This window comes from Haloarcula sp. MBLA0163 (genome assembly GCF_055632435.1).
In genome coordinates this window covers 1,185,834-1,206,402 of record NZ_CM145745.1, presented here as the reverse complement: position 1 = coordinate 1,206,402, position 20,569 = coordinate 1,185,834, and the positions used below count along the sequence as shown (strand labels likewise).

Here is a 20,569-nt window from a genome sequence, read left to right as displayed (position 1 = left end):
GCGTCAGACGCCGGGCCGAGGATTTTTGCCGTCGCCGCGCCTCTACGCGGCCATGAGTGATTTCGAGGGGCTGGACCTGCAGGCCGTCGAGGACCAGATGGAGGCCGACGCCGACGCCGGCGGGAGCAACCGCGTCGTCCTCGGCGTCCTCGACGGGTCGACGGCGGACGACGAGTGGCTGGAGATGGTCGAGGACGGCGTCGTCCTCGTGTTGAACGTCGACGGCGACCTGAACGAACTGGCGTCGGGGTTCGCCCGGCCCGTCAAGGAGGCCGGCGGCGAACTGATGCACTTCCGGGGCTTCCTCGTCGTCACGCCGCCCGGCGTCAGCATCGACACCGACCGGCTCTGAGCGTCGTTCTCGCGGTCAGTTCCCCTCGCCGACCAGCGTCAGGTAGTGCCCGTCGGGGTCGCGGATGCGGACGCCCTCGTCGACGGACGTGACCGCCAGCGCCTCGTCGGCCACCTCGCGCGCGACCGACTTCGGGTCCGCCGCGGCGACGCCGAAGTCGACGTGGACGCCGCCGCGGGCGTCGGCGATGCCGAGCCGCGGCGACCAGAGTTCGAGGTCCAGTTCGCCCGTCGTCAACCGGACCCGGCCCGCGTCGCGGCCGTCGTCGACCACCTCGAACCCGAGCGTCCGGTAGAACTCGACGGCTGGGTCGAGTGCCTCGACCTCGAGGACGAGTTCGAACAGGCCGGTGACGCCGTGGCCCTCGTGGGGGCGCTCGCCCAGTTCGACGCAGTTCCCTTCGGGGTCGTAGAAGTACAACGAGCGCTTGTCGCCGAACGTCTCCTCGACGAGGTCGAACCGCTCGTCGAGGCGGTCCCACCAGTCGTCGTACTCGGATTCGGGCACCGTCATCGCGTAGTGGGTGTGCAGGCCGCCGCGCGGGACCGGCCCCGGCGACCGCAGCCGGAGCTCGGTGTCGCCCGCGGCCAGCACGGCCGACTGCTCGGTCTCCCTGACCACGTCCATCTCCAGGAAGGCGTCGTAGAACGCCGTCATCCGGTCGGTGTACTTCACTTCGAGCGTGAGCCACTCCGGGTGTGAGACCATACGACGACGTTCGGTGCCGGGGGTGAAAACTGTCGGTCCTCGCGGACCAGTCCGTGACGGCACCGCGCGCTGGATACCCGCAGTTCGAGCATTTATCCACACCGAGAGCGTACGACCGGGTATGCCCATGAAAGGCACCGGGTCGGCGACGGGGTGGGAGGAGACGAACCGCTGGGACAGAGGCGCCAGTTGGCTGGCCTATCCCCACGAGACGATGCAACGGGCGAGCCACGTGCTCGAGACCGACGCGGGCGTCGTCGTCGTCGACCCCGTCGACGCCGACGGTATCGACGAGCTGTTCGCCGAGTTCGGCGAGGTGGCCGGCGTCGCGGTCCTGCTGGACCGCCACAAGCGCGACAGCGCCGCTATCGCGAACCGCCACGACGCGCCCGTCTACGTCCCGGAGTGGATGTCCGGCGTCGAGTCGGAACTGGACGCGCCGGTCGAACGCGTCCGTCGACAGATTCCCGGGACGGACTACGGCGTCCACAAACTCGTCAAGAACCCCGTCTGGCAGGAGGCGGCGCTGTACGGTGACGACGACGACACGCTGGTGGTCCCCGAGGCGGTCGGGACGGCCGACTACTTCCTCGCCGGCGACGAGCGCCTCGGCGTCCATCCGATGCTCCGCCTGACGCCGCCGTCGAAGCTGAAGCGGCTCGACCCGGACCGCCTGCTCGTCGGCCACGGCCACGGTATCATGGCGGACGCGACGGAGGCGCTCACCTACGCGCTCCGCGGGTCGCGCTCGCGGACGCCGAGCCTGTACGCGAAGAACGTCAAGTCGCTCGTCTTCGGCTGAGGCGGGCGCTGCCGGCCCTCGCCGGCGACGGGGTTATACGCGCACCGCGACAAGTGAGAGCGTGGTCTACGTCACACGCGGCCTCGTCGAGACGCTGTTACGGCTTGCGCGGGAGGCAGAGCCCGACGACGTGACGATATCGCTGGCGGTCACGGCGGCCGGGGACCTGCCCGAGACCGACCTCGACCCCGAGACGCCGGTGTTCACGGACTTCTACCTCCCGTCCGCTGGCGGGTCGGTCAACGCCGTCTTCGGGATGGACCTCGGGACGCCCGCCGGCCAGACACAGGGCCGGTTCGTCTCGCATCCCGACGGCTACATGGGCGTCAGCAAGACGGACGACCTCCACGCGGTGGTGTTCGTCGCCATCCCGCCGTGGGAGGAGGAGACGTTCGGCGCGTTCGACCGGTCGGGCCGGCGACAGGACGTGACGATTCTCGACGTCGAACCGCCCGAGGAGTCGCTGGCCTGACTACTCCAGATAGCCGAGGTCGCGGAGTTGGTCCGCGATGTCCTGGAACTCCGCTTCGGTGAGTTCGCCCTCTCGCTGGTGCTGGACGACGATGCTCCGCAGGAGGAACCGGACGAGGTCCGAGGTGCTGGAGAAGCTGGTCCCCTCGATGGTGCCCTCGACGCGCTCGGCGAGGTCCTTCGGTATCGAGACCGTGGTGTATTCGGCCATACCCGAAGGGACGCCGGCCGGCAGGAAAACGGTTGTGTCCCGTCGTCAGCGGGGCTCGTCGGCCTCGGTGTCGAACTGCCCGGCGGTCGCGGAGCTGGTCGGTGTGAACATCATCTGCGCGCGGTCGGAGCCGGACCTGTGCGCGCCGTCGAAGGTGGGGTTGGTGGTCGGATACGCGTCGTCGTCGGTGGGTGTCGTGATTCGTGTGGTCATCCTGGGGGTCGTGTGGGTCGTCTGGAGTAGTCGTCTGTGTGGGCTGAGCGTGGGTGTGCGGCGCGTGCTTTGGGTACAAGCATAGGCTACCAACCCCTTTTGCCCCATCTATCATAAATGTTCATGTTCAATCCGCAGAGTGACGTTGCAGTGACAAGAACTTTGATAATTCACGTGGTACGTTACCGTGGAGGACACCAATGGGCCTCCTCTCACGACTCACAGGCATCGGCGGGAACGACTCGGACGAGGCGGTCGAGATGGGTTACGAGTGCGTCGTCTGCGGGAAGCAGACGGAACTGCCGGAAGCCGCGTGTCCGAACTGCGGCGGGCAGATGGAGGAGTTGTAGGGCTGCCCGCCTACACCACCAGCCGTTTTTCGTACTCGGTGAGGTTCTCGTAGCCGTCCTCGGTGACGACGGCGATGTCCTCGATGCGGACGCCGCCTACGTCCGGGTCGTAGAGCCCGGGTTCGATAGTGACGACGTGGCCGGGTTCGAGTTCGCCGCCGTTCGGCGAGAGGCGGGGGAGTTCGTGGACGTCGAGACCGACGCCGTGGCCGGTGCTGTGGATGAACCCCGTCTCCGTCCGGTCGTCGCTCCGGAGCGTCGGATGGCCGGCGTCCTCGTAGACGTCACAGACGGCGTCGTGGACCGCCTCGCCGGTCGCGCCGGGTTCCAGCGCCTCGAACGCCGCGTCCATCGCTCGCTCCGTCAGGTCGTACCACTCCCGGACGGTGTCGCTCGGCGTCCCCTTGCAGAACGTCCGGGTCATGTCGGCGTGGTACTTCGTCGCCTTGTCCCGCGGGAAGATGTCGACGATGACGGGTTCGTCGGCCGTCAGCGGGCCGCTCCCGCGGTCGTGGGGGTCGGCGGCGTCGGCCCCGCAGGCCACGATGGTCTCGTCGAGCGAACAGCCGTGTCGGAGCAGCGTCACCTCTATCTCCTCCTTGACTCGTTCGCTGGTCAGCGTCTTGCCGTCGTGCTCGAGGGTGCCGTCGTCCGCGACGGTGGCGTCCGCGAGCAGTTCCTCGGCGGCGGCCATGGCCGCCTCGTTCGCCCGCTGGGCGGCCCGGACGTGGTCGACCTCCTCGTCGGTCTTGGTCGCGCGAATCTCGGTGACGACGCCGTCGGTGTCGGCGGTGACCTCGACCCCGCGGGCGCGCAGTCCGTCGGCCGTCTCCAACGGGAACCGCGGGGGCACGGCCACGCTGTCGACGTCGTAGGCGTCGAGGAACCTCGCGAGGACGTGCGAGACGGCCGCCTCGGGTCCGTGCTCCTCGACCAGTTCGGCGTGGTCGAAGTCGACGTACCGCTGGACCGACTCCGCCCGGGCCTCGCGCTTCGCCCGGCCGTACTCGAGACTGCGGGGGAACAGCAGGTGCGTCTCGCCGTCGTACAGCGTGACGAACGGGTCCGGCGCGTCGAACCCCGAGAGGTAGTACTGGTCTGAGTCCTCGGAGTCCGCGTCCAGCAGATACCCGTCGGTGTCCGTCTCGTCGAGGTACGCGTCGAGTGCCGAGAGGTCTGGATCCATACGCAGGCGTCGGGCCGGCGGGGGCAAAGGGCTACCGCCAGCGGCCAAAGGACGAAATGGGACCGGGCCGTGCGGTCGGCCATGACCGACGCCGACCCCGCAGCGGGCGACGCCCCGATTCCCGGCGACTTCGACGGCGGCCACCCGGCGAGCGGCCTGCTCGCCCTGCTCGGCCGGTCCCACACGATGGCGCTCCTGTTCGCGCTCGTCCGGGAGGACCCCGGTCCGTGGCGCTACACCGAGCTGGAGGAGCGGCTGGACGTGTCGCCGAACACGCTGTCCGCCCGGCTGGACGAACTCGAGACGGCGGGTCTCGTCGACCGCCACTCCTACGACGAGATACCGCCCCGCGTCGAGTACGAGGCCACGCAGAAGGCCCGGGACCTCCAGCCGGTGTTCGCCGAGCTACGCGAGTGGGCGGAGACGCACGGACTCGAAGGGACGGGTCAGTAGCTCACGAGCGGCATCTCGCGGACGTACTCGCCGTCCTCGACCACGCGGAGGAGGAAGTCCGCCACGTCGGCCCGCGATATCGACGCCTGCACGCCCAGCGAGAGGTCGCCGTGCCGGTACTCGCCGGTGTGGTCGCCGTCGGTCAGGCGCGGGGCGCGGACGACGGTCCAGCGGGCGTCGCTCGCCCGTACGTCGGCGACGTGGTCACGGGCGTCCTCGAGGACGTCGCGGGCCAGCAGTTCGAGCATCAGCCCCATCACCTTGCCGCCGAGACTCACCCGGTCGTCCTCGTGGCGGACGGCGGCGCCGGTCAGCGTGACGAACCGGTCGACGCCGGCCGCGCCCATCGCGTCGAGAACGTTGCGGCCGGCGACCGTCTGGAGGTCCGATGGGCTCCCGTCGGTCTGTCCGAGGACGCTGACGACGGCGTCGCTGCCGTCGACCGCCTCGTCGACGCCGGTCCCTTCGTAGGCGTCGCCCTCGACGACGGTCAGCCTGTCACCGCCGACGTCTAGTTTCGACGGGTCGCGGACGAAGGCGACCACGTCGTGGCCTGCGTCGAGCGCCTGTTCGACGAGCGGTCGGCCGGTCCGGCCCGTGGCTCCGAAGACAGCGAGTCGCATACCCCCTCTACGTGGCCCCGGGGCATCAACGTCCGAGTCTCCGGCGGCGTAGTAACTACGAGGTGTCGTAGCAACTGCGGACGTCGTGAGACGGGAGTATATGCCGCTGGCGGCCCTCACCGTACGTGTGACCGACGACGCAATCGTCGCGGAGGGAGTGGAACTCACCTACGCCGACGGGACGGAGGCGGTTCGGGGTATCGACCTGACGGTGCCACGCGGGGAGTTCTTCGGCTTCCTCGGCCCGAACGGGGCGGGCAAGACCACGACCATCAAGACGCTGGTGACGCTCCTGCGGCCGACGGCCGGGTCTATCACCGTCAACGGCTTCGACGCCGAGACCGAGAGCAGGGCCGTCCGGGAGACGGTCGGCTACATGGCCCAGGAGACGAGCGTCGACCCGGAACTCACCGCCCGCGAGAACCTGCGCTTCGCCTGTGACGCGTACGGCGTGCCGCGGCGCGACCGAGCGGACCGAATCGACGAACTGTTGGACCTCGTCGACCTCGCCGACGTCGCCGACAAGAAGGCCGACGACTTCTCTGGCGGCATGAAGAAGCGGCTTGACGCCGCGACGGCGCTGGTCCACCGCCCGCCGCTCGTCTTCCTCGACGAACCGACGACGGGGTTGGACCCGAAGGCCCGCAACCGCCTCTGGGAGTACTTCCAGCGCATCAACGACCGCGGCACGACCATCTTCCTCACGACCCAGTACCTCGAGGAGGCGGACGCCCTCTGTGACAGACTGGCCGTCATCCTCGACGGCGAGCTCGTCTCCGAGGGGTCGCCGGCCGAACTCAAGCGCGAGGTCGGCGGGGAGATACTGGACGTGAGCGTCGAGGGCGACGCGGACGCGCGAGCGGCGGCGGCCCGGGTCGCCCGGGCCGGCGACCTGTTCGAGGAGACGGCGACCGTCGAGGTGAGCGACGACGGCATCACCGTCACCTCCGAGCGGGCCCGTTCCCGCGGGACCGACCTCCTCGTGGCCCTGCGCGACGAGGGCGTCAGCGTGACCGGGTTCAACGTCCGCGCGCCGACGCTGGACGACGTGTTCCTCGCCATCACCGGCGAGCACGTCGACACCGACGGGGCGGCGCAGTCCGAGGACCCCATCGCCGCCGACGGGGGTGGTGAGCCGTGAGTTCGCCGACCGACGACTCGTCGGCGGAGTCCCGCAGTGTCTCGCGGTCGGGGAACTCCTTCCTCGGGGACTTCTGGGTGAACTTCGTGCGCTGGAACATCAAGGCCGTCCGCAACCCGTTCGTGCTGGTCGTCTCGCTGGTCCAGCCCATCATCTTCCTCGTCCTGTTCACGCAGGTGTTCGGGCAGGTGGCGACCGGCGCGGTGAGTCAGGGCGGCGCGTCGATAACCTACGAGACGTACCTCGTGCCGGCCATCTGCATGCAGGTGGCGCTGGCCGCCGCGGCCACCTCCGGGGTCGGCCTCGTCAACGACATCGAGCAGGGGATGTTCGAGAAGGTGCTCGTCAGTCCGATGAACCGCACGGCCGTCTTCCTTGGCAAGACCGCCGCGGAGGTGGTCCGCATCGCCGCGCAGATTACCATCATCATCGGCCTCGGCGTCGTTCTGGGCGCGGAGGTGGCCACCGGCGTCGCCGGCGCCGTCGGCATCGTCGCCGTCGGCATCCTGTTCTCGCTGTGGTTCACGGCGCTGTCGAACACCATCGCCGTCGTCACGAAGGACCAGGAGTCGACCATCATCGGGGCGAACCTCCTGCAGTTCCCGCTCCTGTTCGTCTCGACGGCGTTCCTCCCGCTCTCCGTGCTACCGGCGTGGATTCAGGTGGTCGCCCGGTTCAACCCCGTCACCTACGGCGTCGACGCGGCCCGGGCCATCATGCTCGACCGCGACGTGATGACCGTCGTCGAGGTGGCCGACTACGGCCTCGCCTTCGGCGGTATCTACGACACGCTGGTCCCGGCCGTCGCCGTCCTCCTCCTCCTGGCCGTCGGCTTCGGGAGCGTCGCGGTCCACATGCTCCAGCGGGCCTCGAGCGCGAACGTGCAGTAGCGAGGGTCGCAGGGCACCCGTCGCGGCCGTCGACGCAGCGGCGCGCTCACTTATGCGGTCTGGGCCCCTACGTAGGCCATGGCAGCTGACAGAGACGCTATCGAGCAGACCGTCGACCGCCTCGTCGACGAGGTGAGCGAGTGGCCACACGTGACCGTCGGTGAGCACCGCTTCGGCGGCACCGAGTGGCGGGTCGGGCCTCGCGAAGTCGGCCACGTCCACGCGTGGGGGATGCTCGACATCGCCTACCTCCGGAAACTCCGTGACGTCCTCGTAGACGAGGGCGAGACGGGCCCGCACCACCTCCTGACCGAGTCCGGATGGACCACCTACTACGTCGAGTCGCCCGACGACTACGACCACGCGCGGTGGCTCGTCCGCCTCTCGTATCTCTACCACGTCAACGTGCTCAAGCGCACCCCGGCCGGCGCCGAGGAGTTCGCCGACGTCGACGTCGAGGCCGAACTGGCCGAACTGGACCTCGGCGAGACCGTCAGAGCGGCGTTCGACCGGCGCTGAGTGTGTGTGCCGGTCGCACGGTAACCCCAACTCAGTGTCAGATTTAAGCTCTGAGACGACGTCTAGACTCCCCATGGCAACAATCACGTCTCGGTATCCGATAGCAGAGAGCGCCGGTGAACTCACCCGCAGGACCACGCTCGGCGTCCTCACGGCCGTCGTCGCGTCGCTGGTGGTCCTCGCTCTCGTCGACGCCCTCGCCCTGCCGGTGGGCGCGGCCGGGGCGATGAGTCCGTTCGCGGCCGTGCCGGTCGTCGCCAGCACGCTCGTCGCCGGCGTCGGCGCGGCCGTCGCGTACGCCGCGCTCGCCCGCCTGACCGACCGACCAGTGCGTAACTTCGTCGCCGTCTCGGCGCTCGTCTTCCTCGGGATGCTCGTGCCGGTCCTCGTCGTCGCCCCCGGTCTGGGCGTCACCGGCGTCGGACAGGCCGTCCTCGTCGCGTTGCACGTCGTCGTCGCGGTCCCGCTCGTGGCGTTCGTCGTCGGCGCGGTTCGGCTCTGAACGACCCCGCACGCCCGTTCTCGTTCGGTCTCACAGAGCGGTAGCCTCTTGTCGCCCGCCCGCAATCGCCCGGACATGGACGTCACGATACGCGAGTCTGCGGTCGCGGGGACCACGCAGGCCCCGCCGTCGAAGAGCTACACGCACCGGGCCATCCTCGCCGCCGGCTACGCCGAGGGCGCGACCGTTCACGACCCGCTCGTCAGCGCCGACACGAGGGCGACGATGCGCGCCGTCGACGCCTACGGCGGCACCGTCGACCGGAGCGACGAGAGTGCCATCGCCGTCGACGGGTTCGACGGCCGCCCCGAGACGCCCGACGACGTCATCGACTGCGCCAACAGCGGGACGACGATGCGTCTGGTGACGGCGACCGCCGCGCTGCAGGACGAACTCACGGTCCTCACCGGCGACGACTCGCTCCGCTCCCGACCGCAGGGGCCGCTACTGGACGCCATCGAGCAACTCGGTGGTCGCGCCGACAGCACGCGGGCGAACGGGCAGGCACCACTCGTCGTCGGCGGCGGTATCGACGGCGGCACCGTCGCCATCCCGGGCGACGTCTCCTCGCAGTACATCACCGCCCTCCTGATGGCCGGCGCGGTCACGGACACGGGCGTCGACGTGGACCTGACGACCGAACTCAAGTCCTCGCCGTACGTCGACATCACGTTGGAAGTGCTGGACGACTTCGGCGTCGCCGCCGAACAGACCGACGACGGCTACACCGTCGCCGGCGGCCAGACCTACGGCCCCGCGGACGGCACCTACCACGTCCCCGGCGACTTCTCCTCGATGAGCTATCTCCTCGCGATGGGCGCGCTGGCGGGCGACGACGCCGTGACCGTCACCTCGGCGTTCCCGAGCGCACAGGGCGACTCCGCCATCGTCGACGTCCTCAACCGGATGGGCGCGACGCTCGACTGGGACCGCGAGGACGGCGAGATCACCGTCGAACGGTCGGCACTGTCGGGTATCGAGGTCGGCGTCGAGGACACGCCGGACCTCCTGCCGACCATCGCGACGCTGGGCGCGGCCGCCGACGGCGTCACCCGCATCACCGACGCCGAACACGTCCGGTACAAGGAGACGGACCGCGTGAGCGCGATGGCAGAGGAACTGACGAAGATGGGCGCCGAAGTCGAGGAGGAGCAGGACGAACTGATAGTCTACGGCGAGGACACCAGCCTGCACGGCGCGACGGTCGACGGGAAGGCCGACCACCGCATCATCATGTCGCTGGCCGTCGCCGGCCTCGTGGCCGAGGGCGAGACGACGGTCACGGGCGCCGAACACGTCGACGTCTCCTTCCCGAACTTCTTCGACGTGCTGTCGGAGCTCGGGGCAGCGGTCGAGCGGTAGGCGTCGACCGCCGACGCGGTCGCGCACATCTACAAGGTTCAAATGGCCCCGTCCCCGAGACGTTGCTAATGAACGGCAACGAGTTCGGTCGTCTCTTCCGGATGACGACCTACGGCGAATCGCACGGGGAGGCGATGGGGTGTACGGTGTCCGGCGTGCCGGCCGGCGTCGAACTCTCCGAAGAGGAGATCCAGAAGGACCTCGACCGGCGGAAGCCGGGCCAGTCGATGATCACGACCTCGCGGGGTGAACCGGACAAGGTGAAGCTCAACTCCGGCGTGCAGGACGGCTACACGACGGGCACACCCATCGGGATGGTCATCCAGAACAAGGACGCCCGCTCGGGGAAGTACGAACCGTTCATCACGGCGCCGCGACCCTCCCACGGCGACTACACCTACTCCGCGAAGTTCGGGACGCGCAACTGGGGCGGCGGCGGCCGCTCCTCGGCCCGCGAGACGGTCAACTGGGTCGCCGCCGGCGGCGTCGCCAAGCAGGTCTTAGAGCAGTCCGACTACGACGTGACCATCAAGGCCCACGTCTGCCAAATCGGCGACGTAGAGGCCGGCGACGTGACCTTCGAGCAGATACTCGAGCACTCCGAGGAGAACGAGGTCCGGTGTGCCGACCCGGAGGCCGCAGAGGAGATGCGCGACCTCGCCGACCAGTACCAGAAAGAGGGCGACTCCATCGGCGGTGCCATCTACTTCGAGTGTCGCGGTGTCCCCGCCGGCCTCGGCGCGCCGCGGTTCGACAGCTTCCCCTCCCGGCTCGCACAGGCGATGTACTCCATCCCGGCCGTCAACGACTTCGAGTACGGCATCGGCCGCGAGGCCCGGACGACGGCCGGCAGCGAGTACAACGAGGACTGGGCGTTCGACGACGACGGCCACCCGGTGCCGGAGGGCAACGACCACGGCGGCATCCAGGGCGGCATCACGACGGGCCAGCCCATCTACGGCGAGGTCAGCTGGCACCCGCCGGTGTCCATCCCGAAGACCCAGACGACCGTCGACTGGGAGACCGGCGAGGAGAAGGAGATTACCGTCACCGGCCGCCACGACCCCGTCCTGCCGCCCCGGGCCGTCCCCGTCGTCGAGGCGATGCTCTACTGTACGGTGCTCGACTTCATGCTGCTCGGCGGGCGCATCAACCCGGACCGTCTCGACGGCCGTCCCGGCGAGTACGACACCGACTACCACCCGTCCAGCCCACAGAACGACCCCGCGGACGCCGACACCCACGCGAGGACCGTCGACGAGGACTAAGATGGACGCCAATCAGGAGTCCATCTCGAACCCGTTCGGGATGGACGAGGACTGCCAGAACTGCCCCGAGCTCTGTGACACCCGGGAGCACGTGGTCCACGGCTACGGCGACGTCGGCGCGGAGTTCGTCGTCCTCGGCGACTCGCCGAGCGCCGGCGCAGACGCGTCGGGCATCCCCTTCACCGGCGAACGGGAGCGGGAACTGCTGGACGTCCTCCACGCCGTCGACATGGTCGAGGACCCCGACGCCGCCGAGCCCGAACTGAAGAACGTCTTCCTCACGTACGTCACCCGCTGTCGCCACCCCGACCGGCCGGCGACCGAGGAGGAGGTCGTCAACTGCGAACCGTACCTCAACAGCGAGATACGGATGATAAACCCCGAGCTCCTCCTCCCCGTCGGCCAGCGCCCCCTCGAAGAACTAGCCTTCGAGTACACGACGCTGAGCGAGGACGAACTGGACGTCTCGGAGCGTCACGCCACCACCATCCGCGGCCGCGGCTTCGAGATACTGCCCATGCTCCCGCCGGCCGAGCAGACCGACGCCGAGCGCGAGGCGTTCCTCGAGCACTTCAGCGACGTCCTCGGACAGGACTACCGCCAGACGAAGGGGCGACGCGGCCGGTGAGCCAGTAGCGGCGGAGAACGCAACCGACTAACCCTGTCCGGCCACACAGTCGGACATGACCACGGTCGCTGTCCTCGCGGACCCGCCTGTCGAAGAATTCGTCCTCCCCGGACTCGTCGGCGACGTGCTGGACGAGACGGAGGTCACGGAGTTGTACACCGCGATGCTGTGTGACGTCTGTCGCGCCGTCGAGGCCAGCGGCGCCGAGTTGCTCGTCAACTACCGTCCGGCCGAACAGGTCCCCGACGGCGTCGACCCCGAGGCGGCGGTCAGAGAATCCCTCGACGAGGCCCTCCAGAGCCCCGACGACGTCCGCTACGAGGTGCAGGTGGGGTCCACCCACGCGGCCCGCGTAGGCAACACGGTCACGCACCTGCTGGACCGCGAGGGGGTGGCGACCGTCGCCGCCGTCGAACCCACCGCCGCACTGCTGGCCCGCCAGCAGATAGACAGCGCCGCGATGAAACTCCGCTCCAGCGAGGTCGTCCTCGGTCCCTCGACGGACGGCCGCGTCTACTACGCCGGGTTCGCCGACCCGATAGACTTCGCGGACGCCTACGCTACGCCCGCCGTCGAGACCCTCGTCGACCGGGCCGCCGACGCCGGCCACGGCGTCGACTTCCTCCCGACGAACCCCGTGGTCGAGACGCTGTCCGACCTCCGGACGGTCGTCCCGCTGCTTCGAGCGCGCGTCCGGACCGGACGCGTGGTGCCGCCACGGACGACGGCGCTCGTCGACGAGTTGGACCTGCGCGTGCGGGAGCGCGACGGCGGGCCCGAACTGGTCCGCGAGTAATCGATAGGCCTTAGAGGAGTCGGTCGTTAGCGACTCCTGTGGTGGGGTGGCAGAGTGGCCTATTGCGCCTGCCTTGAAAGCAGGTATCCTCACGGATTCCTGGGTTCGAATCCCAGCCCCACCGTCTTCTCGTATCTAAGCACGAGCGCACGCCTACCGGCCAACGACGGGAATATAAACAGGTCGATAGGGCGGTTTTAAGTCGATGGTGTGGCTCAAAAAGAATTGATGCAGCGATTCACTTGGTCCCCCCGAAGCCCCGGGAAACGTGTCCTCCCGACCTGTGTCGCGCTCCTCCTGCTGGTCAGCAGCGTAGCTACACCGGCGGTAGCGGCACCACGGCTGTTCGTGAGCGGTGGGTCGGTCGACTCTGGTACGGCAATTGCGGGCGAAGACGTCAACGTGACGGTCAGGGTGAAGAACACTGGCACCGACGGTGGTGCCCTCACAGTCGCGATCAAACGGAACGATACGAAGGTAGCAGAGCACCGCGTCATCGTAGAGAGCGACAGTTCGAACCAGTTCACCGAGACGATACAGTTCGACGATCCGGGACGGTACGTAATCAAGGCTGACGACCGGAAGATTGGAACGGTTCGGGTCCAGCGGGCGGCAGCAGCCGTCGCCAACCAGACCGGCAGTCAGCGGACCGTCGCGGTCCGTGCGGGCTCGGTCCCGACGGACGAACCGTACACGCTCGACTTCCCAGACGCGGCGAACCGCTCGTTCGCCGTCGAGACGTGGACGGTCCAGACGGGGGCGTCGTCGTACGAACAGCAAGTCGTCGAGTACGCGGACCCGGCAGCGGCGACGGTCGACGTCCCGTCGGGCAGGTCCGCGACCATCGCCAGCGTCTTCACCGTCGACTCGACGGTGGCCGTGGAGCGGGCGACGGTGCGGTTCTCGCTCAATCGCTCCCGACTCCGAGCGATCGGTCTGGAGCAGCGCGAGGTGACCGTGTACCACCGTAACGGGTCCGCCTGGGAACCCCTGGAGACCACGCTCGTCGAGGAGCGGGTTGGGAGCGTCGTCTACGAAGCGACGGCGACGGACTTCTCGACGTTCGCCGTCGGGCACATCGACCCCGAGTTCACCGTCGAGGACACGTCGCTCGGCACGACGCAGGTCGAGGGCGGTCAGCGCCTCGTCCTCGAGGCCGTCGTGCGGAACAACGGGAGCGTCGCCGGGGACTACGAGGGCGCGATGGTCGTCGACGGCGAGCGAGTCAACGAGACGACCGTGTCGATTCCCGCGGAGAGCGAGCGCACCGTCCGGCTCTCCCACGACGTCCAGGACGCCGGCACCTACGAGATCGCGTTGAACGACGAGGACGCCGGCAGTATCGTCATCACCGAGGGGCAGGTCGCCGACGACACCCCGGCGACCGACACGGGACCCACGGACAGTCAGTCCACGACCGACGACACCCCGGCGACCGGTGACGGGCCGGACATCGCGCTCCCGGCGGGCGTCCCCGCGACGGTGCTGGGCATCGACACCGTCTACCTCGCCGGTGGCATCGGCGTCGCCCTCGTCGTCTTCTTCGGCCTCGTGCTGGTGCTCCGCCGCGGGGGCGGTGGCAACGACAGCGGCGGCTTCGACCAACTGTAGGGCGAACGGGGCGGACGACCACGAGACTGCCGCTGGACCGAGGCGCGAAAAGGCGTCCCTCGGCGCAGTCGCCGGAGAGCAATGCTTTTTGTGTCGCTGTACCCAGCGTCACGTATGGACTGGCCGCACGACCCAGACGGGGAAGAGGGCAGCGAAGGCCGACGGAAGTACGGACACGCCATCCTCGCGAAGAAGATAGACGAGGAGGCGGACTTCCCGCTCACGGCCGAGGAGTACGTCGACCAGTACGGTGACCATCCGGTCCGTATCGACTACGAGACGGTCGTCAGCGTCGCGGAGGTCTTCGAGTACGTCGACCAGGACGAGTTCGAGGACTTCCCGGACTTCCACCGAGCCCTCGGTCGGGCGCTCCGCGAAGCCGACCTGTGGCCCTACCGTCTCCAGCACGCCTGAACGGAGGAGAGGAGCTCCGTGTGGTGTGGGTGCACGACACATACTTGTAGGGGACCGTCGTACGGTCCACTATGGCGACACGAGGCACTGACGACGATTCGGACCCGGCGGCGCTCCCCGATTCCGTCGTCCACGACCTGCTCGAGGCGGACAGTCGTCGGCTCGCCCTGTCGATTCTCGACGAACGCGACCACCCGGTGGTCGTCGGCGACCTCGCGGCGGCCGTGGTCGCCCGTCAGCGGGGGGTGCCGGAATCGGCGGTCGACGACGCCGACCGGGAGGCGATGCGGGAGGAACTGTTCACCGAACACATCCCGAAGTTGACGGCGACAGGGGTGGTCGAGTACGACTCGATGGTCGGGACCGTCGAACTCCAGCGACGCGGTATCGCCGGGCGAGGACGGGCTTGAGTCGCCCCGGCACCGTTCCCACAGACGCCGAGCAGCAGCCGCTCCGGCCGCCGAACTACCAGACGGGACGCCCGTCTGTACCGTCCAGACGTGGGTCCGTCGCTGCCACTGCTCTCGCACCGTCGCGAACTAGCCTTGGTCTTCGCTACCGTATGGCATAAACGTGGTGGAGGTATCTTTTAGCCATCTCGGCAGATAGTGACACACATGAACGAGCCGGTCTCCGTACGGGAGGTGATGAACCGCGAGTACGTCGGCGCGAGCGAATCTGACGAGCTCCTCGAGACGAGCGAACTCCTGGTTCGGGAAGACGAGACGACCGCACTGGTCTTGCGCGGTAACGACCCCGTCGGTGTGGTCACACAGGCGGATATACTCGGCTATCTCGTCTCCGAAGGGAGCCTCGAGTCGGCCACGGTCGGCGACGTGATGACGGAGTCCGTGCCTTCCGTCTCGCCGGACGCCCGCCTCGCCGAGGCGCGCGACCAGATGGCCGCCTGGTCGTCGGACTGGGTGCTCGTCACCGAGGACGGCGACCCACTCGGGACGCTGACCGAACACGACATCCTCTCGACCGCCCGGCTGGAGAGCGAGACGACGGAGCAGGTCGACCAGGAGGCCCAGATGGCGACCACCGGACAGGGCGCGACGGCGGACGGCACGACGGCCGCCGAGGACTCCTTCGATGAACAGGGCATCTGCTCGGCCTGCGGCACCCTCGCGCGCAACCTCGCGTCGTTCAACGGTCAGTTGCTGTGTACCGACTGCCGGGACGTCTGAAACGTCGGCACGAACTGTTTTGCACTCGCACGCCCCAGGTACGGTGTGGAGATAACCCTCGGGACAACGGCCGACGTGGACGCCGTCGTCGACCAGTGGGTCGCCCTCGCAGGCGACCAGCAGGCACACGGCTCGCACCTCCTCGCGTCGGAGAACCGGACCGCGATACGCGAGGCCGTCCTCCAGCGCGTCGTCGCCGACGGACTGTTCGTGGCCCGCGAGGGGGAGACCATCGTCGGGTTCGTCATGGTCGCGATGGAGCGGGGCCGGTACGAACAGCGGACCGCCCGCGGCCTCGTCGAGAACATCTACGTCCGCCCGGACTACCGCCGCCGGGGAATCGGGAGCGAACTCCTCCGGGCCGGCGAGGCGGCGCTGACCGAGAAGGGGGCCGACGTCGTCGCGCTGGAGGTGATGGCCGAGAACGACGCGGCCCGCGAGTTCTACGCCGACCACGGCTACGCCCCCCATCGAATCGAACTGGAGAAGTCGACCGAAAACGATACTCTCTAAACAGTCCCCCTGCAACGGACGAACGCGAGCGCCAGGGGAGCTTGGGTGGTCCAAGCACTCGACTTGTAATCGAGAGTTCGTGGGTTCAAATCCCACCCCTGGCTTGTTGCCTCAGGTTCAAAGCTGGGGCATATAAACCCCCACATTCGTTCACCTTCTGGGGCGGGAATTAATCGAGGTGTCGAGGCGTGAGTCCGCAGTGTGACAACTGCGGTTCGCACGTCTCCGCGCGGTACTATCGTGTGCGCTCGGGCAACGACGGACAGCTCCATGGGTGTCCCGAATGTGCGAACCCGGCGACGCGGCAGCGCGACGCCGCAGGTGTCGATTCGCTGTACACCGTCCGCAGTGATCCGGATGGCACCAGCATCGCGCCTGACGGGGGTGATGAGGAATGACCGCCGGTGGCGTCCGCGAGACCGACGTCGGCGCGTCCGCGCTGTCTATCCCGAGCGAGCTTCGTGCGTTTCGCGGCCGGGTCGTCTTTCGGACACCGCGCGCGACGATCCACCACTTCAGCAGTGAGCCACTGGATGCAGACTACGGCCTGACCGACGCGCGCGACTTCGTCGTCGACGTCGAGCCAGCAGTTCGGTGTGATGGTGGGCAGGTGTCGAGCGAGGCTGGGGACCGCGCATCGAGCGCGGCCGCGACGACAGGGCGGACTGGTCTTACTCGTCGAGTACCGTCTCACCGCACGCGGGACAGGCAGCGCCAGTGTTTGTGCTATCGAGGTCGGACTGTTCGCCCGTCCAGCCACACATTGCACACTGCAGTAGGTCGGAGCCAGGCACGAGCCATTCGGACGGTCCGCCGCTGTGGCAAAAACCGTGGTGACGGGACCGTCCTATCGCGTGGCGGATACTGTGGCCTCACTGTGGCCACTGTCCGGGAGGGTGCCGATGCATAGCGCCACAGCGATGGCCGATCCGAAGGCCATCGGCCTTGACGTCGAGGACCTGGTCATCGGCGCCGTCGACGCGCTTGAGCCCGCCGCGGATGACGACGCCCACCACGATGCGGTCGTGACCGAGCTCTTGTGCCCGTCGCTTCTCGAGGCTGACGTTCCGGTCGTCTTCTGTGGGACGCCGCTGGTCCCGGTCGGTTCCCTCGTGGAGATCAAAGCGGCGAAACGCTGGACGAGCGATGGCGCGCGTCGGTCCCGCGGTCGGTGGGTGCTGAAAGGGCGTGATGACGGACAGCACGCGGCGTTGCTGGAGGGCGCTGACTACTACGGACTGACTGTCTACGAGGAGACACCCCGCGATGAGCGTGTGTTGGTGGCAGTCGCCATCATCCCAGCCTCGCTTGTGGACGAACACGTGCGTGGGCGGTGGCGCGAGACTGACCGTCGGGAGGGCACGCTCGCGAAACTCGGCTGGCCACACGTGTTGGGTGACGTTCTGGGAGGTGTGCGGTAGATGGGTCGGACTGAGTGGACGCCTGTTGAAGGGGCACTGAAGGCGGCCAGTATTTCGAACTACCTGAACCCCGATGTTGGTTATACCGAGTGGCTACTGGACGCTCTCGAGCGCAACTTCGGCTTCCAGGAGTTCGGCAACTGCTCTCTCGAGTGGGCAGCCTGGTCTCGAGCCACCGAGCGTGGTCAAAATGACAGCCCACAACAGAGCGTAGTTACATTCACTGACGGTGGTAACAGCCCCACAGACAGCACGGCGACTTCGCAGTCTGGAGGTGACGGTGCGTAATGCCGTCGCCGCACCAGGGCAGCGAGACCCGCGAGCGGTTGCGCTGTCCCAAACTCGCTGATCGTATCGGCGAGGACCCGGCCCGCTGGCTGGATCAGGACCTCATGGCGCAGTCGACGAGACGGCAGATCGACCATGAGGGGACCGGTCCCCAGCAAGTGCGACTCGTCGAGGACCGGGACGTCACGACCGCGGCGAAAGTCGTGTTCTCGCTCATCGACGGGATCGACACGATTGAGCGCGTTCGGGCGTGGAAAGCCGTCGAACGACGGCTGGCGAACGACCGCTACGACTCAGCGATCGATCTCGAGGAGCCTCGCGACGCAGTGCTGCGCCGGCTGGATCAGCGCGAGGAGTGGCTTCGCCTGCATGGCGAGCGTCCCGAGCGGCTACCGCACGGGCCACGGCGGCCCTGTGACTGTTGTGAGGGTGAGGGCGGAGTCAGTGCTGGCGACCTTCGGGACCGCGACGAGGTAGCTACCGAGCAACTCAGTGAGGGGTACTCGCCCGAGGGCGTCGATACCAGTGAGACGAGTCCGAGTACGGAACCGGCGACGCTCGGTGAGTACGCGACTGATGGAGGTGGGGACGAATGAGCGACGCCCCTTACGTCCTCGAGCAGTGGTGTTACGCCTGTGATGACTTCGTTGTCGTTGAGGGCCTCGATGAGGCTCCGGAATCGCCTGATGAGGCTACAGGCATCGTTCGAGAGCATCTCGATGAAGATGCCACGCTTCCCTGTGGGCACACCTTCGAGGAGGCGACAACTACAGGTGGCGAGTCCGCGCGCCGAACGCTGGAGAAGAAAATTGCCCGTCGGAAGCAATCACTCGACGAATCCGAACACCCTGCTGAGCGGCAGTGGCTTACTCGGAAGATACGGCAGTTGCTCCGCGATCTCGACACCGCTCGGTCACAGGACGGTGATCGGCAGTGAGCCAGGCCTCGACTACCATCGAGGACGTCATCGACCTTCAGCCCCATCGTATCGGAGCGCATCTCATCTTCGATGACGCTGGCCTCTCGCCGTACTGGGCGTTCGTCAGCCAGTTCGAGCCCGATCTCGACGAACGCGACGAGACGTTCACCTGTCTGGGCGATGAGATGGCGATCACGAACTCGTCGTTCTGGGAAGGCCAGATCGAAGCGCCGCCACAGGCCACCTTCGACGGCGGCATGAACGAGTACAGCATCAGTGCCTACGCTGTCGACGATCCGAACAACGAGAAGGGGGCCAACATCAAGGTCCGTTCTGGCTTCCCTCACGCGAAAAACAAGGACACGGGCGATCTCATCGGCGGGATGCCGACGGAGTGTCCAGAGTCCATCCGCGTTCAGGTCGAATCAACGAACCTCTCGCAGTTCGAAGTGCTGGCGCTGCTCCAGTCGCTCGCGTCGCATCTCGGGATCAACGGCAGCTACTTCCAGAACCCGCATGAGTGGTCCTCGATCTACGCGCTGGAACTCTACGGGCGTATCGAGCGCGAGACCGCGACGGGCGCGATCGCCGGCAAAGGCGGCGTGCTTGAGCACATCGCGCAGTTTTCGAACGGTCGCGGTCGTGGCGAGCATAAGTGGGATCACGAGGATGTCAAGGGCCACTACGAGGCCGTCTCGCTCTCGCCCGACAACTGGCAGCGATTACTCCCCGATCAGATGCTCGCGAAGCGACTGAAGTGCTACCAGCCGAAGTGGGTCCGCTCGGAGGATACGGGCGACGACCCGCTGTATCATCACAAGATTGAGTGTCAGTACTGGGCAGACTACTACCCTGATGGCGAGTCACCCATCCAGTGGACAGGGTACGACACCGCCGTCGACGAGTTTCGCGAGACCGTCGTGAATGCGCTGCACTGGGCCGGCGTCGACTTCGCGCCGGATTCGGATGTGTGGATCGAGGACCCGTATTTCGAGCCGGGACGGGCCGATGACGCAGTCGACGTGTATCCGAACCCGATGCCGGATCTCGAGCAACAGACCCGTGCCGACGCGGTCGACCAACTCACTGGGCCGGGCACGACCGAAGGTGCGTGGGACGTGCTGGTCGCGATGACCGACGGCGGTGGTCGGCACTACCAAGAGGTCGCCGATGAGGCCGGGAAATCGGCGTCGACGGTGTACCGCGCCGCCGAGCGATTCGCGGACATCATCGAGGTCGACAATGGGATGGTGCGGTTCCGTGACGGCGTTGTTCGCGACCAGATCGAGAACGTCGCCGAGCGTTGGCGGGCGACGAAGGACGCCACGATGGACGCGCTGGAGCGCGTCGCCGAGCGTGCGTCGCCGTTCTCACGCCGTAGTGACGACGAACCGAGCGCGCTGGAGCGCTGGGCGAACCGCCACGGCATCGTCGTCCACTCGACGCAGGATCCGCTGGAGCTGGAGCTGCAGCGGCCCGTGAGTTTGCAGGAGATACTGAAGATACTCCGCTCAGGACTCGACGCCGCGGAGGCGTCACCGATCCCAACCGAGCGCTTCGAGAACGCGCTCATCGACTGGACCGGACTCGACGGCGAGATGCGGAAGGACCGCAAAATCGTGAACAACGGTCGGTTCCTCGGCAAGCACAACGTGGATCGGCCCATCTGGTAGACGGCTCCGGCAGAGAGGCATCACTATCCAGCAGGTAGTTCCGTTTATATACCAACCGCGTTCCA

The 20,569-nt window shown here is 67.6% G+C and carries 28 protein-coding genes and 2 tRNA genes; 25 read left to right on the top strand and 5 right to left on the bottom strand.

Features of this window, described 5'->3' with window-relative positions:
* Window positions 1-52: 52 nt before the first annotated feature.
* Window positions 53-352, top strand: coding sequence for a DUF5779 family protein (locus ACV7GQ_RS06415; protein WP_470312694.1), 300 nt, complete (start codon window positions 53-55; stop codon window positions 350-352).
* Window positions 353-367: 15 nt separating this feature from the next.
* Here the strand turns inward: ACV7GQ_RS06415 and ACV7GQ_RS06410 are convergent, their stop codons facing one another.
* Window positions 368-1,060: a VOC family protein gene (locus ACV7GQ_RS06410; RefSeq protein WP_470312693.1), complete on the bottom strand. Its 693-nt coding sequence runs from the start codon at window positions 1,058-1,060 to the stop codon at window positions 368-370.
* A 121-nt stretch (window positions 1,061-1,181) separates the two neighbouring features.
* Between ACV7GQ_RS06410 and ACV7GQ_RS06405 the strand changes: the two genes are divergently transcribed.
* Window positions 1,182-1,862, top strand: coding sequence for a hypothetical protein (locus ACV7GQ_RS06405; protein WP_470312692.1), 681 nt, complete (start codon window positions 1,182-1,184; stop codon window positions 1,860-1,862).
* Between the two features lie 61 nt (window positions 1,863-1,923).
* The gene (locus ACV7GQ_RS06400; protein ID WP_470312691.1) at window positions 1,924-2,334 is read left to right on the top strand and encodes a JAB/MPN domain protein-containing protein; all 411 of its coding nucleotides are present in this window, start codon (window positions 1,924-1,926) and stop codon (window positions 2,332-2,334) included.
* Here the strand turns inward: ACV7GQ_RS06400 and ACV7GQ_RS06395 are convergent, their stop codons facing one another.
* The gene (locus tag ACV7GQ_RS06395) at window positions 2,335-2,544 is read right to left on the bottom strand and encodes a ribbon-helix-helix domain-containing protein (protein ID WP_166970745.1); all 210 of its coding nucleotides are present in this window, start codon (window positions 2,542-2,544) and stop codon (window positions 2,335-2,337) included.
* A gap of 45 nt (window positions 2,545-2,589) precedes the next feature.
* Entirely contained in the window at window positions 2,590-2,757 is a 168-nt protein-coding gene (locus ACV7GQ_RS06390; protein WP_470312690.1) for a hypothetical protein, read from the bottom strand.
* 200 nt (window positions 2,758-2,957) lie between these two features.
* Between ACV7GQ_RS06390 and ACV7GQ_RS06385 the strand changes: the two genes are divergently transcribed.
* Window positions 2,958-3,107 (top strand): FmdB family zinc ribbon protein, encoded by a 150-nt coding sequence (locus ACV7GQ_RS06385; RefSeq protein ID WP_470312689.1) that lies wholly within the window; start codon window positions 2,958-2,960, stop codon window positions 3,105-3,107.
* Window positions 3,108-3,117: 10 nt separating this feature from the next.
* On the opposite strand, the gene ACV7GQ_RS06380 is transcribed toward ACV7GQ_RS06385, so the two are convergent.
* Window positions 3,118-4,293, bottom strand: coding sequence for a M24 family metallopeptidase (locus tag ACV7GQ_RS06380; RefSeq protein WP_470312688.1), 1,176 nt, complete (start codon window positions 4,291-4,293; stop codon window positions 3,118-3,120).
* Window positions 4,294-4,374: 81 nt separating this feature from the next.
* Between ACV7GQ_RS06380 and ACV7GQ_RS06375 the strand changes: the two genes are divergently transcribed.
* Window positions 4,375-4,746 (top strand): winged helix-turn-helix transcriptional regulator, encoded by a 372-nt coding sequence (locus tag ACV7GQ_RS06375; RefSeq protein ID WP_470312687.1) that lies wholly within the window; start codon window positions 4,375-4,377, stop codon window positions 4,744-4,746.
* Here the strand turns inward: ACV7GQ_RS06375 and ACV7GQ_RS06370 are convergent.
* Window positions 4,740-5,369, bottom strand: a complete 630-nt coding sequence (locus ACV7GQ_RS06370) for an NAD(P)-dependent oxidoreductase (RefSeq protein ID WP_470312686.1) — start codon at window positions 5,367-5,369, stop codon at window positions 4,740-4,742. The two genes, ACV7GQ_RS06375 and ACV7GQ_RS06370, sit on opposite strands and share 7 nt — an antisense overlap.
* 100 nt (window positions 5,370-5,469) lie before the next feature.
* Here ACV7GQ_RS06370 and ACV7GQ_RS06365 point away from each other — a divergent pair, with 100 nt between their 5' ends.
* The 20 genes from ACV7GQ_RS06365 to ACV7GQ_RS06270 all read left to right on the top strand — a co-directional run bounded on the left by ACV7GQ_RS06365 (window position 5,470) and on the right by ACV7GQ_RS06270 (window position 20,504).
* Entirely contained in the window at window positions 5,470-6,510 is a 1,041-nt protein-coding gene (locus ACV7GQ_RS06365; protein WP_470313142.1) for an ABC transporter ATP-binding protein, read from the top strand.
* Window positions 6,507-7,400 (top strand): ABC transporter permease, encoded by an 894-nt coding sequence (locus ACV7GQ_RS06360; RefSeq protein ID WP_470312685.1) that lies wholly within the window; start codon window positions 6,507-6,509, stop codon window positions 7,398-7,400. The genes ACV7GQ_RS06365 and ACV7GQ_RS06360 overlap by 4 nt, the downstream gene beginning before the upstream one ends.
* A gap of 78 nt (window positions 7,401-7,478) precedes the next feature.
* Window positions 7,479-7,919 (top strand): luciferase domain-containing protein, encoded by a 441-nt coding sequence (locus ACV7GQ_RS06355; protein ID WP_470312684.1) that lies wholly within the window; start codon window positions 7,479-7,481, stop codon window positions 7,917-7,919.
* A 73-nt stretch (window positions 7,920-7,992) separates the two neighbouring features.
* Window positions 7,993-8,421, top strand: coding sequence for a DUF6069 family protein (locus ACV7GQ_RS06350; RefSeq protein ID WP_470312683.1), 429 nt, complete (start codon window positions 7,993-7,995; stop codon window positions 8,419-8,421).
* Between the two features lie 75 nt (window positions 8,422-8,496).
* Entirely contained in the window at window positions 8,497-9,783 is a 1,287-nt protein-coding gene (aroA, locus tag ACV7GQ_RS06345; protein WP_470312682.1) for a 3-phosphoshikimate 1-carboxyvinyltransferase, read from the top strand.
* A 68-nt stretch (window positions 9,784-9,851) separates the two neighbouring features.
* On the top strand, window positions 9,852-11,051 hold the full coding sequence (aroC, locus tag ACV7GQ_RS06340; protein WP_470312681.1) for a chorismate synthase: 1,200 nt from the start codon (window positions 9,852-9,854) through the stop codon (window positions 11,049-11,051).
* A gap of 1 nt (window position 11,052) precedes the next feature.
* Complete coding sequence (locus tag ACV7GQ_RS06335; RefSeq protein ID WP_470312680.1) at window positions 11,053-11,679, top strand: uracil-DNA glycosylase; 627 nt, start codon at window positions 11,053-11,055, stop codon at window positions 11,677-11,679.
* A gap of 55 nt (window positions 11,680-11,734) precedes the next feature.
* Window positions 11,735-12,475: a hypothetical protein gene (locus ACV7GQ_RS06330; protein WP_470312679.1), complete on the top strand. Its 741-nt coding sequence runs from the start codon at window positions 11,735-11,737 to the stop codon at window positions 12,473-12,475.
* A 40-nt stretch (window positions 12,476-12,515) separates the two neighbouring features.
* Window positions 12,516-12,599: transfer RNA gene (locus ACV7GQ_RS06325), tRNA-Ser, on the top strand.
* A gap of 104 nt (window positions 12,600-12,703) precedes the next feature.
* Window positions 12,704-14,086, top strand: a complete 1,383-nt coding sequence (locus ACV7GQ_RS06320; RefSeq protein WP_470312678.1) for a PGF-pre-PGF domain-containing protein — start codon at window positions 12,704-12,706, stop codon at window positions 14,084-14,086.
* 114 nt (window positions 14,087-14,200) lie between these two features.
* Window positions 14,201-14,500 carry a DUF5785 family protein gene (locus tag ACV7GQ_RS06315; RefSeq protein ID WP_470312677.1) on the top strand — a complete coding sequence of 100 codons (300 nt, stop codon included), beginning with the start codon at window positions 14,201-14,203 and terminating at the stop codon, window positions 14,498-14,500.
* Between the two features lie 71 nt (window positions 14,501-14,571).
* A complete protein-coding gene (locus ACV7GQ_RS06310; protein WP_470312676.1) occupies window positions 14,572-14,910 on the top strand; it encodes a DUF7344 domain-containing protein in 339 nt (112 codons plus the stop codon).
* A gap of 207 nt (window positions 14,911-15,117) precedes the next feature.
* On the top strand, window positions 15,118-15,690 hold the full coding sequence (locus ACV7GQ_RS06305; protein WP_470312675.1) for a CBS domain-containing protein: 573 nt from the start codon (window positions 15,118-15,120) through the stop codon (window positions 15,688-15,690).
* 45 nt (window positions 15,691-15,735) lie between these two features.
* Complete coding sequence (locus ACV7GQ_RS06300) at window positions 15,736-16,203, top strand: GNAT family N-acetyltransferase (RefSeq protein ID WP_470312674.1); 468 nt, start codon at window positions 15,736-15,738, stop codon at window positions 16,201-16,203.
* Between the two features lie 30 nt (window positions 16,204-16,233).
* Window positions 16,234-16,307 (top strand) — tRNA-Thr (locus tag ACV7GQ_RS06295).
* Window positions 16,308-16,391: 84 nt separating this feature from the next.
* Entirely contained in the window at window positions 16,392-16,601 is a 210-nt protein-coding gene (locus tag ACV7GQ_RS06290) for a DUF7563 family protein (protein ID WP_470312673.1), read from the top strand.
* A 504-nt stretch (window positions 16,602-17,105) separates the two neighbouring features.
* Entirely contained in the window at window positions 17,106-17,624 is a 519-nt protein-coding gene (locus ACV7GQ_RS06285; RefSeq protein WP_470312672.1) for a PD-(D/E)XK family putative nuclease, read from the top strand.
* Between the two features lie 287 nt (window positions 17,625-17,911).
* On the top strand, window positions 17,912-18,508 hold the full coding sequence (locus ACV7GQ_RS06280) for a hypothetical protein (RefSeq protein WP_470312671.1): 597 nt from the start codon (window positions 17,912-17,914) through the stop codon (window positions 18,506-18,508).
* The gene (locus tag ACV7GQ_RS06275) at window positions 18,505-18,849 is read left to right on the top strand and encodes a hypothetical protein (protein ID WP_470312670.1); all 345 of its coding nucleotides are present in this window, start codon (window positions 18,505-18,507) and stop codon (window positions 18,847-18,849) included. The genes ACV7GQ_RS06280 and ACV7GQ_RS06275 overlap by 4 nt, the downstream gene beginning before the upstream one ends.
* Complete coding sequence (locus tag ACV7GQ_RS06270) at window positions 18,846-20,504, top strand: DUF7845 domain-containing protein (RefSeq protein ID WP_470312669.1); 1,659 nt, start codon at window positions 18,846-18,848, stop codon at window positions 20,502-20,504. Before ACV7GQ_RS06275 ends, ACV7GQ_RS06270 begins: the two co-directional genes overlap by 4 nt.
* Window positions 20,505-20,569: the final 65 nt, after the last annotated feature.

Excerpts from the sequence above, each read along its gene's own strand:
- ACV7GQ_RS06415 (WP_470312694.1), top strand. The coding sequence starts at position 53 with ATGAGTGATTTCGAGGGGCTGGACCTGCAGGCCGTCGAGGACCAGATG.
- ACV7GQ_RS06410 (WP_470312693.1), bottom strand. The coding sequence starts at position 1,060 with ATGGTCTCACACCCGGAGTGGCTCACGCTCGAAGTGAAGTACACCGAC.
- ACV7GQ_RS06405 (WP_470312692.1), top strand. The coding sequence starts at position 1,182 with ATGCCCATGAAAGGCACCGGGTCGGCGACGGGGTGGGAGGAGACGAAC.
- ACV7GQ_RS06395 (WP_166970745.1), bottom strand. The coding sequence starts at position 2,544 with ATGGCCGAATACACCACGGTCTCGATACCGAAGGACCTCGCCGAGCGC.
- ACV7GQ_RS06390 (WP_470312690.1), bottom strand. The coding sequence starts at position 2,757 with ATGACCACACGAATCACGACACCCACCGACGACGACGCGTATCCGACC.
- ACV7GQ_RS06385 (WP_470312689.1), top strand. The coding sequence starts at position 2,958 with ATGGGCCTCCTCTCACGACTCACAGGCATCGGCGGGAACGACTCGGAC.
- ACV7GQ_RS06380 (WP_470312688.1), bottom strand. The coding sequence starts at position 4,293 with ATGGATCCAGACCTCTCGGCACTCGACGCGTACCTCGACGAGACGGAC.
- ACV7GQ_RS06375 (WP_470312687.1), top strand. The coding sequence starts at position 4,375 with ATGACCGACGCCGACCCCGCAGCGGGCGACGCCCCGATTCCCGGCGAC.
- ACV7GQ_RS06370 (WP_470312686.1), bottom strand. The coding sequence starts at position 5,369 with ATGCGACTCGCTGTCTTCGGAGCCACGGGCCGGACCGGCCGACCGCTC.
- ACV7GQ_RS06365 (WP_470313142.1), top strand. The coding sequence starts at position 5,470 with ATGCCGCTGGCGGCCCTCACCGTACGTGTGACCGACGACGCAATCGTC.
- ACV7GQ_RS06355 (WP_470312684.1), top strand. The coding sequence starts at position 7,479 with ATGGCAGCTGACAGAGACGCTATCGAGCAGACCGTCGACCGCCTCGTC.
- ACV7GQ_RS06350 (WP_470312683.1), top strand. The coding sequence starts at position 7,993 with ATGGCAACAATCACGTCTCGGTATCCGATAGCAGAGAGCGCCGGTGAA.
- aroA (WP_470312682.1), top strand. The coding sequence starts at position 8,497 with ATGGACGTCACGATACGCGAGTCTGCGGTCGCGGGGACCACGCAGGCC.
- aroC (WP_470312681.1), top strand. The coding sequence starts at position 9,852 with ATGAACGGCAACGAGTTCGGTCGTCTCTTCCGGATGACGACCTACGGC.
- ACV7GQ_RS06335 (WP_470312680.1), top strand. The coding sequence starts at position 11,053 with ATGGACGCCAATCAGGAGTCCATCTCGAACCCGTTCGGGATGGACGAG.
- ACV7GQ_RS06330 (WP_470312679.1), top strand. The coding sequence starts at position 11,735 with ATGACCACGGTCGCTGTCCTCGCGGACCCGCCTGTCGAAGAATTCGTC.
- ACV7GQ_RS06320 (WP_470312678.1), top strand. The coding sequence starts at position 12,704 with ATGCAGCGATTCACTTGGTCCCCCCGAAGCCCCGGGAAACGTGTCCTC.
- ACV7GQ_RS06315 (WP_470312677.1), top strand. The coding sequence starts at position 14,201 with ATGGACTGGCCGCACGACCCAGACGGGGAAGAGGGCAGCGAAGGCCGA.
- ACV7GQ_RS06310 (WP_470312676.1), top strand. The coding sequence starts at position 14,572 with ATGGCGACACGAGGCACTGACGACGATTCGGACCCGGCGGCGCTCCCC.
- ACV7GQ_RS06305 (WP_470312675.1), top strand. The coding sequence starts at position 15,118 with ATGAACGAGCCGGTCTCCGTACGGGAGGTGATGAACCGCGAGTACGTC.
- ACV7GQ_RS06285 (WP_470312672.1), top strand. The coding sequence starts at position 17,106 with ATGCATAGCGCCACAGCGATGGCCGATCCGAAGGCCATCGGCCTTGAC.
- ACV7GQ_RS06280 (WP_470312671.1), top strand. The coding sequence starts at position 17,912 with ATGCCGTCGCCGCACCAGGGCAGCGAGACCCGCGAGCGGTTGCGCTGT.
- ACV7GQ_RS06275 (WP_470312670.1), top strand. The coding sequence starts at position 18,505 with ATGAGCGACGCCCCTTACGTCCTCGAGCAGTGGTGTTACGCCTGTGAT.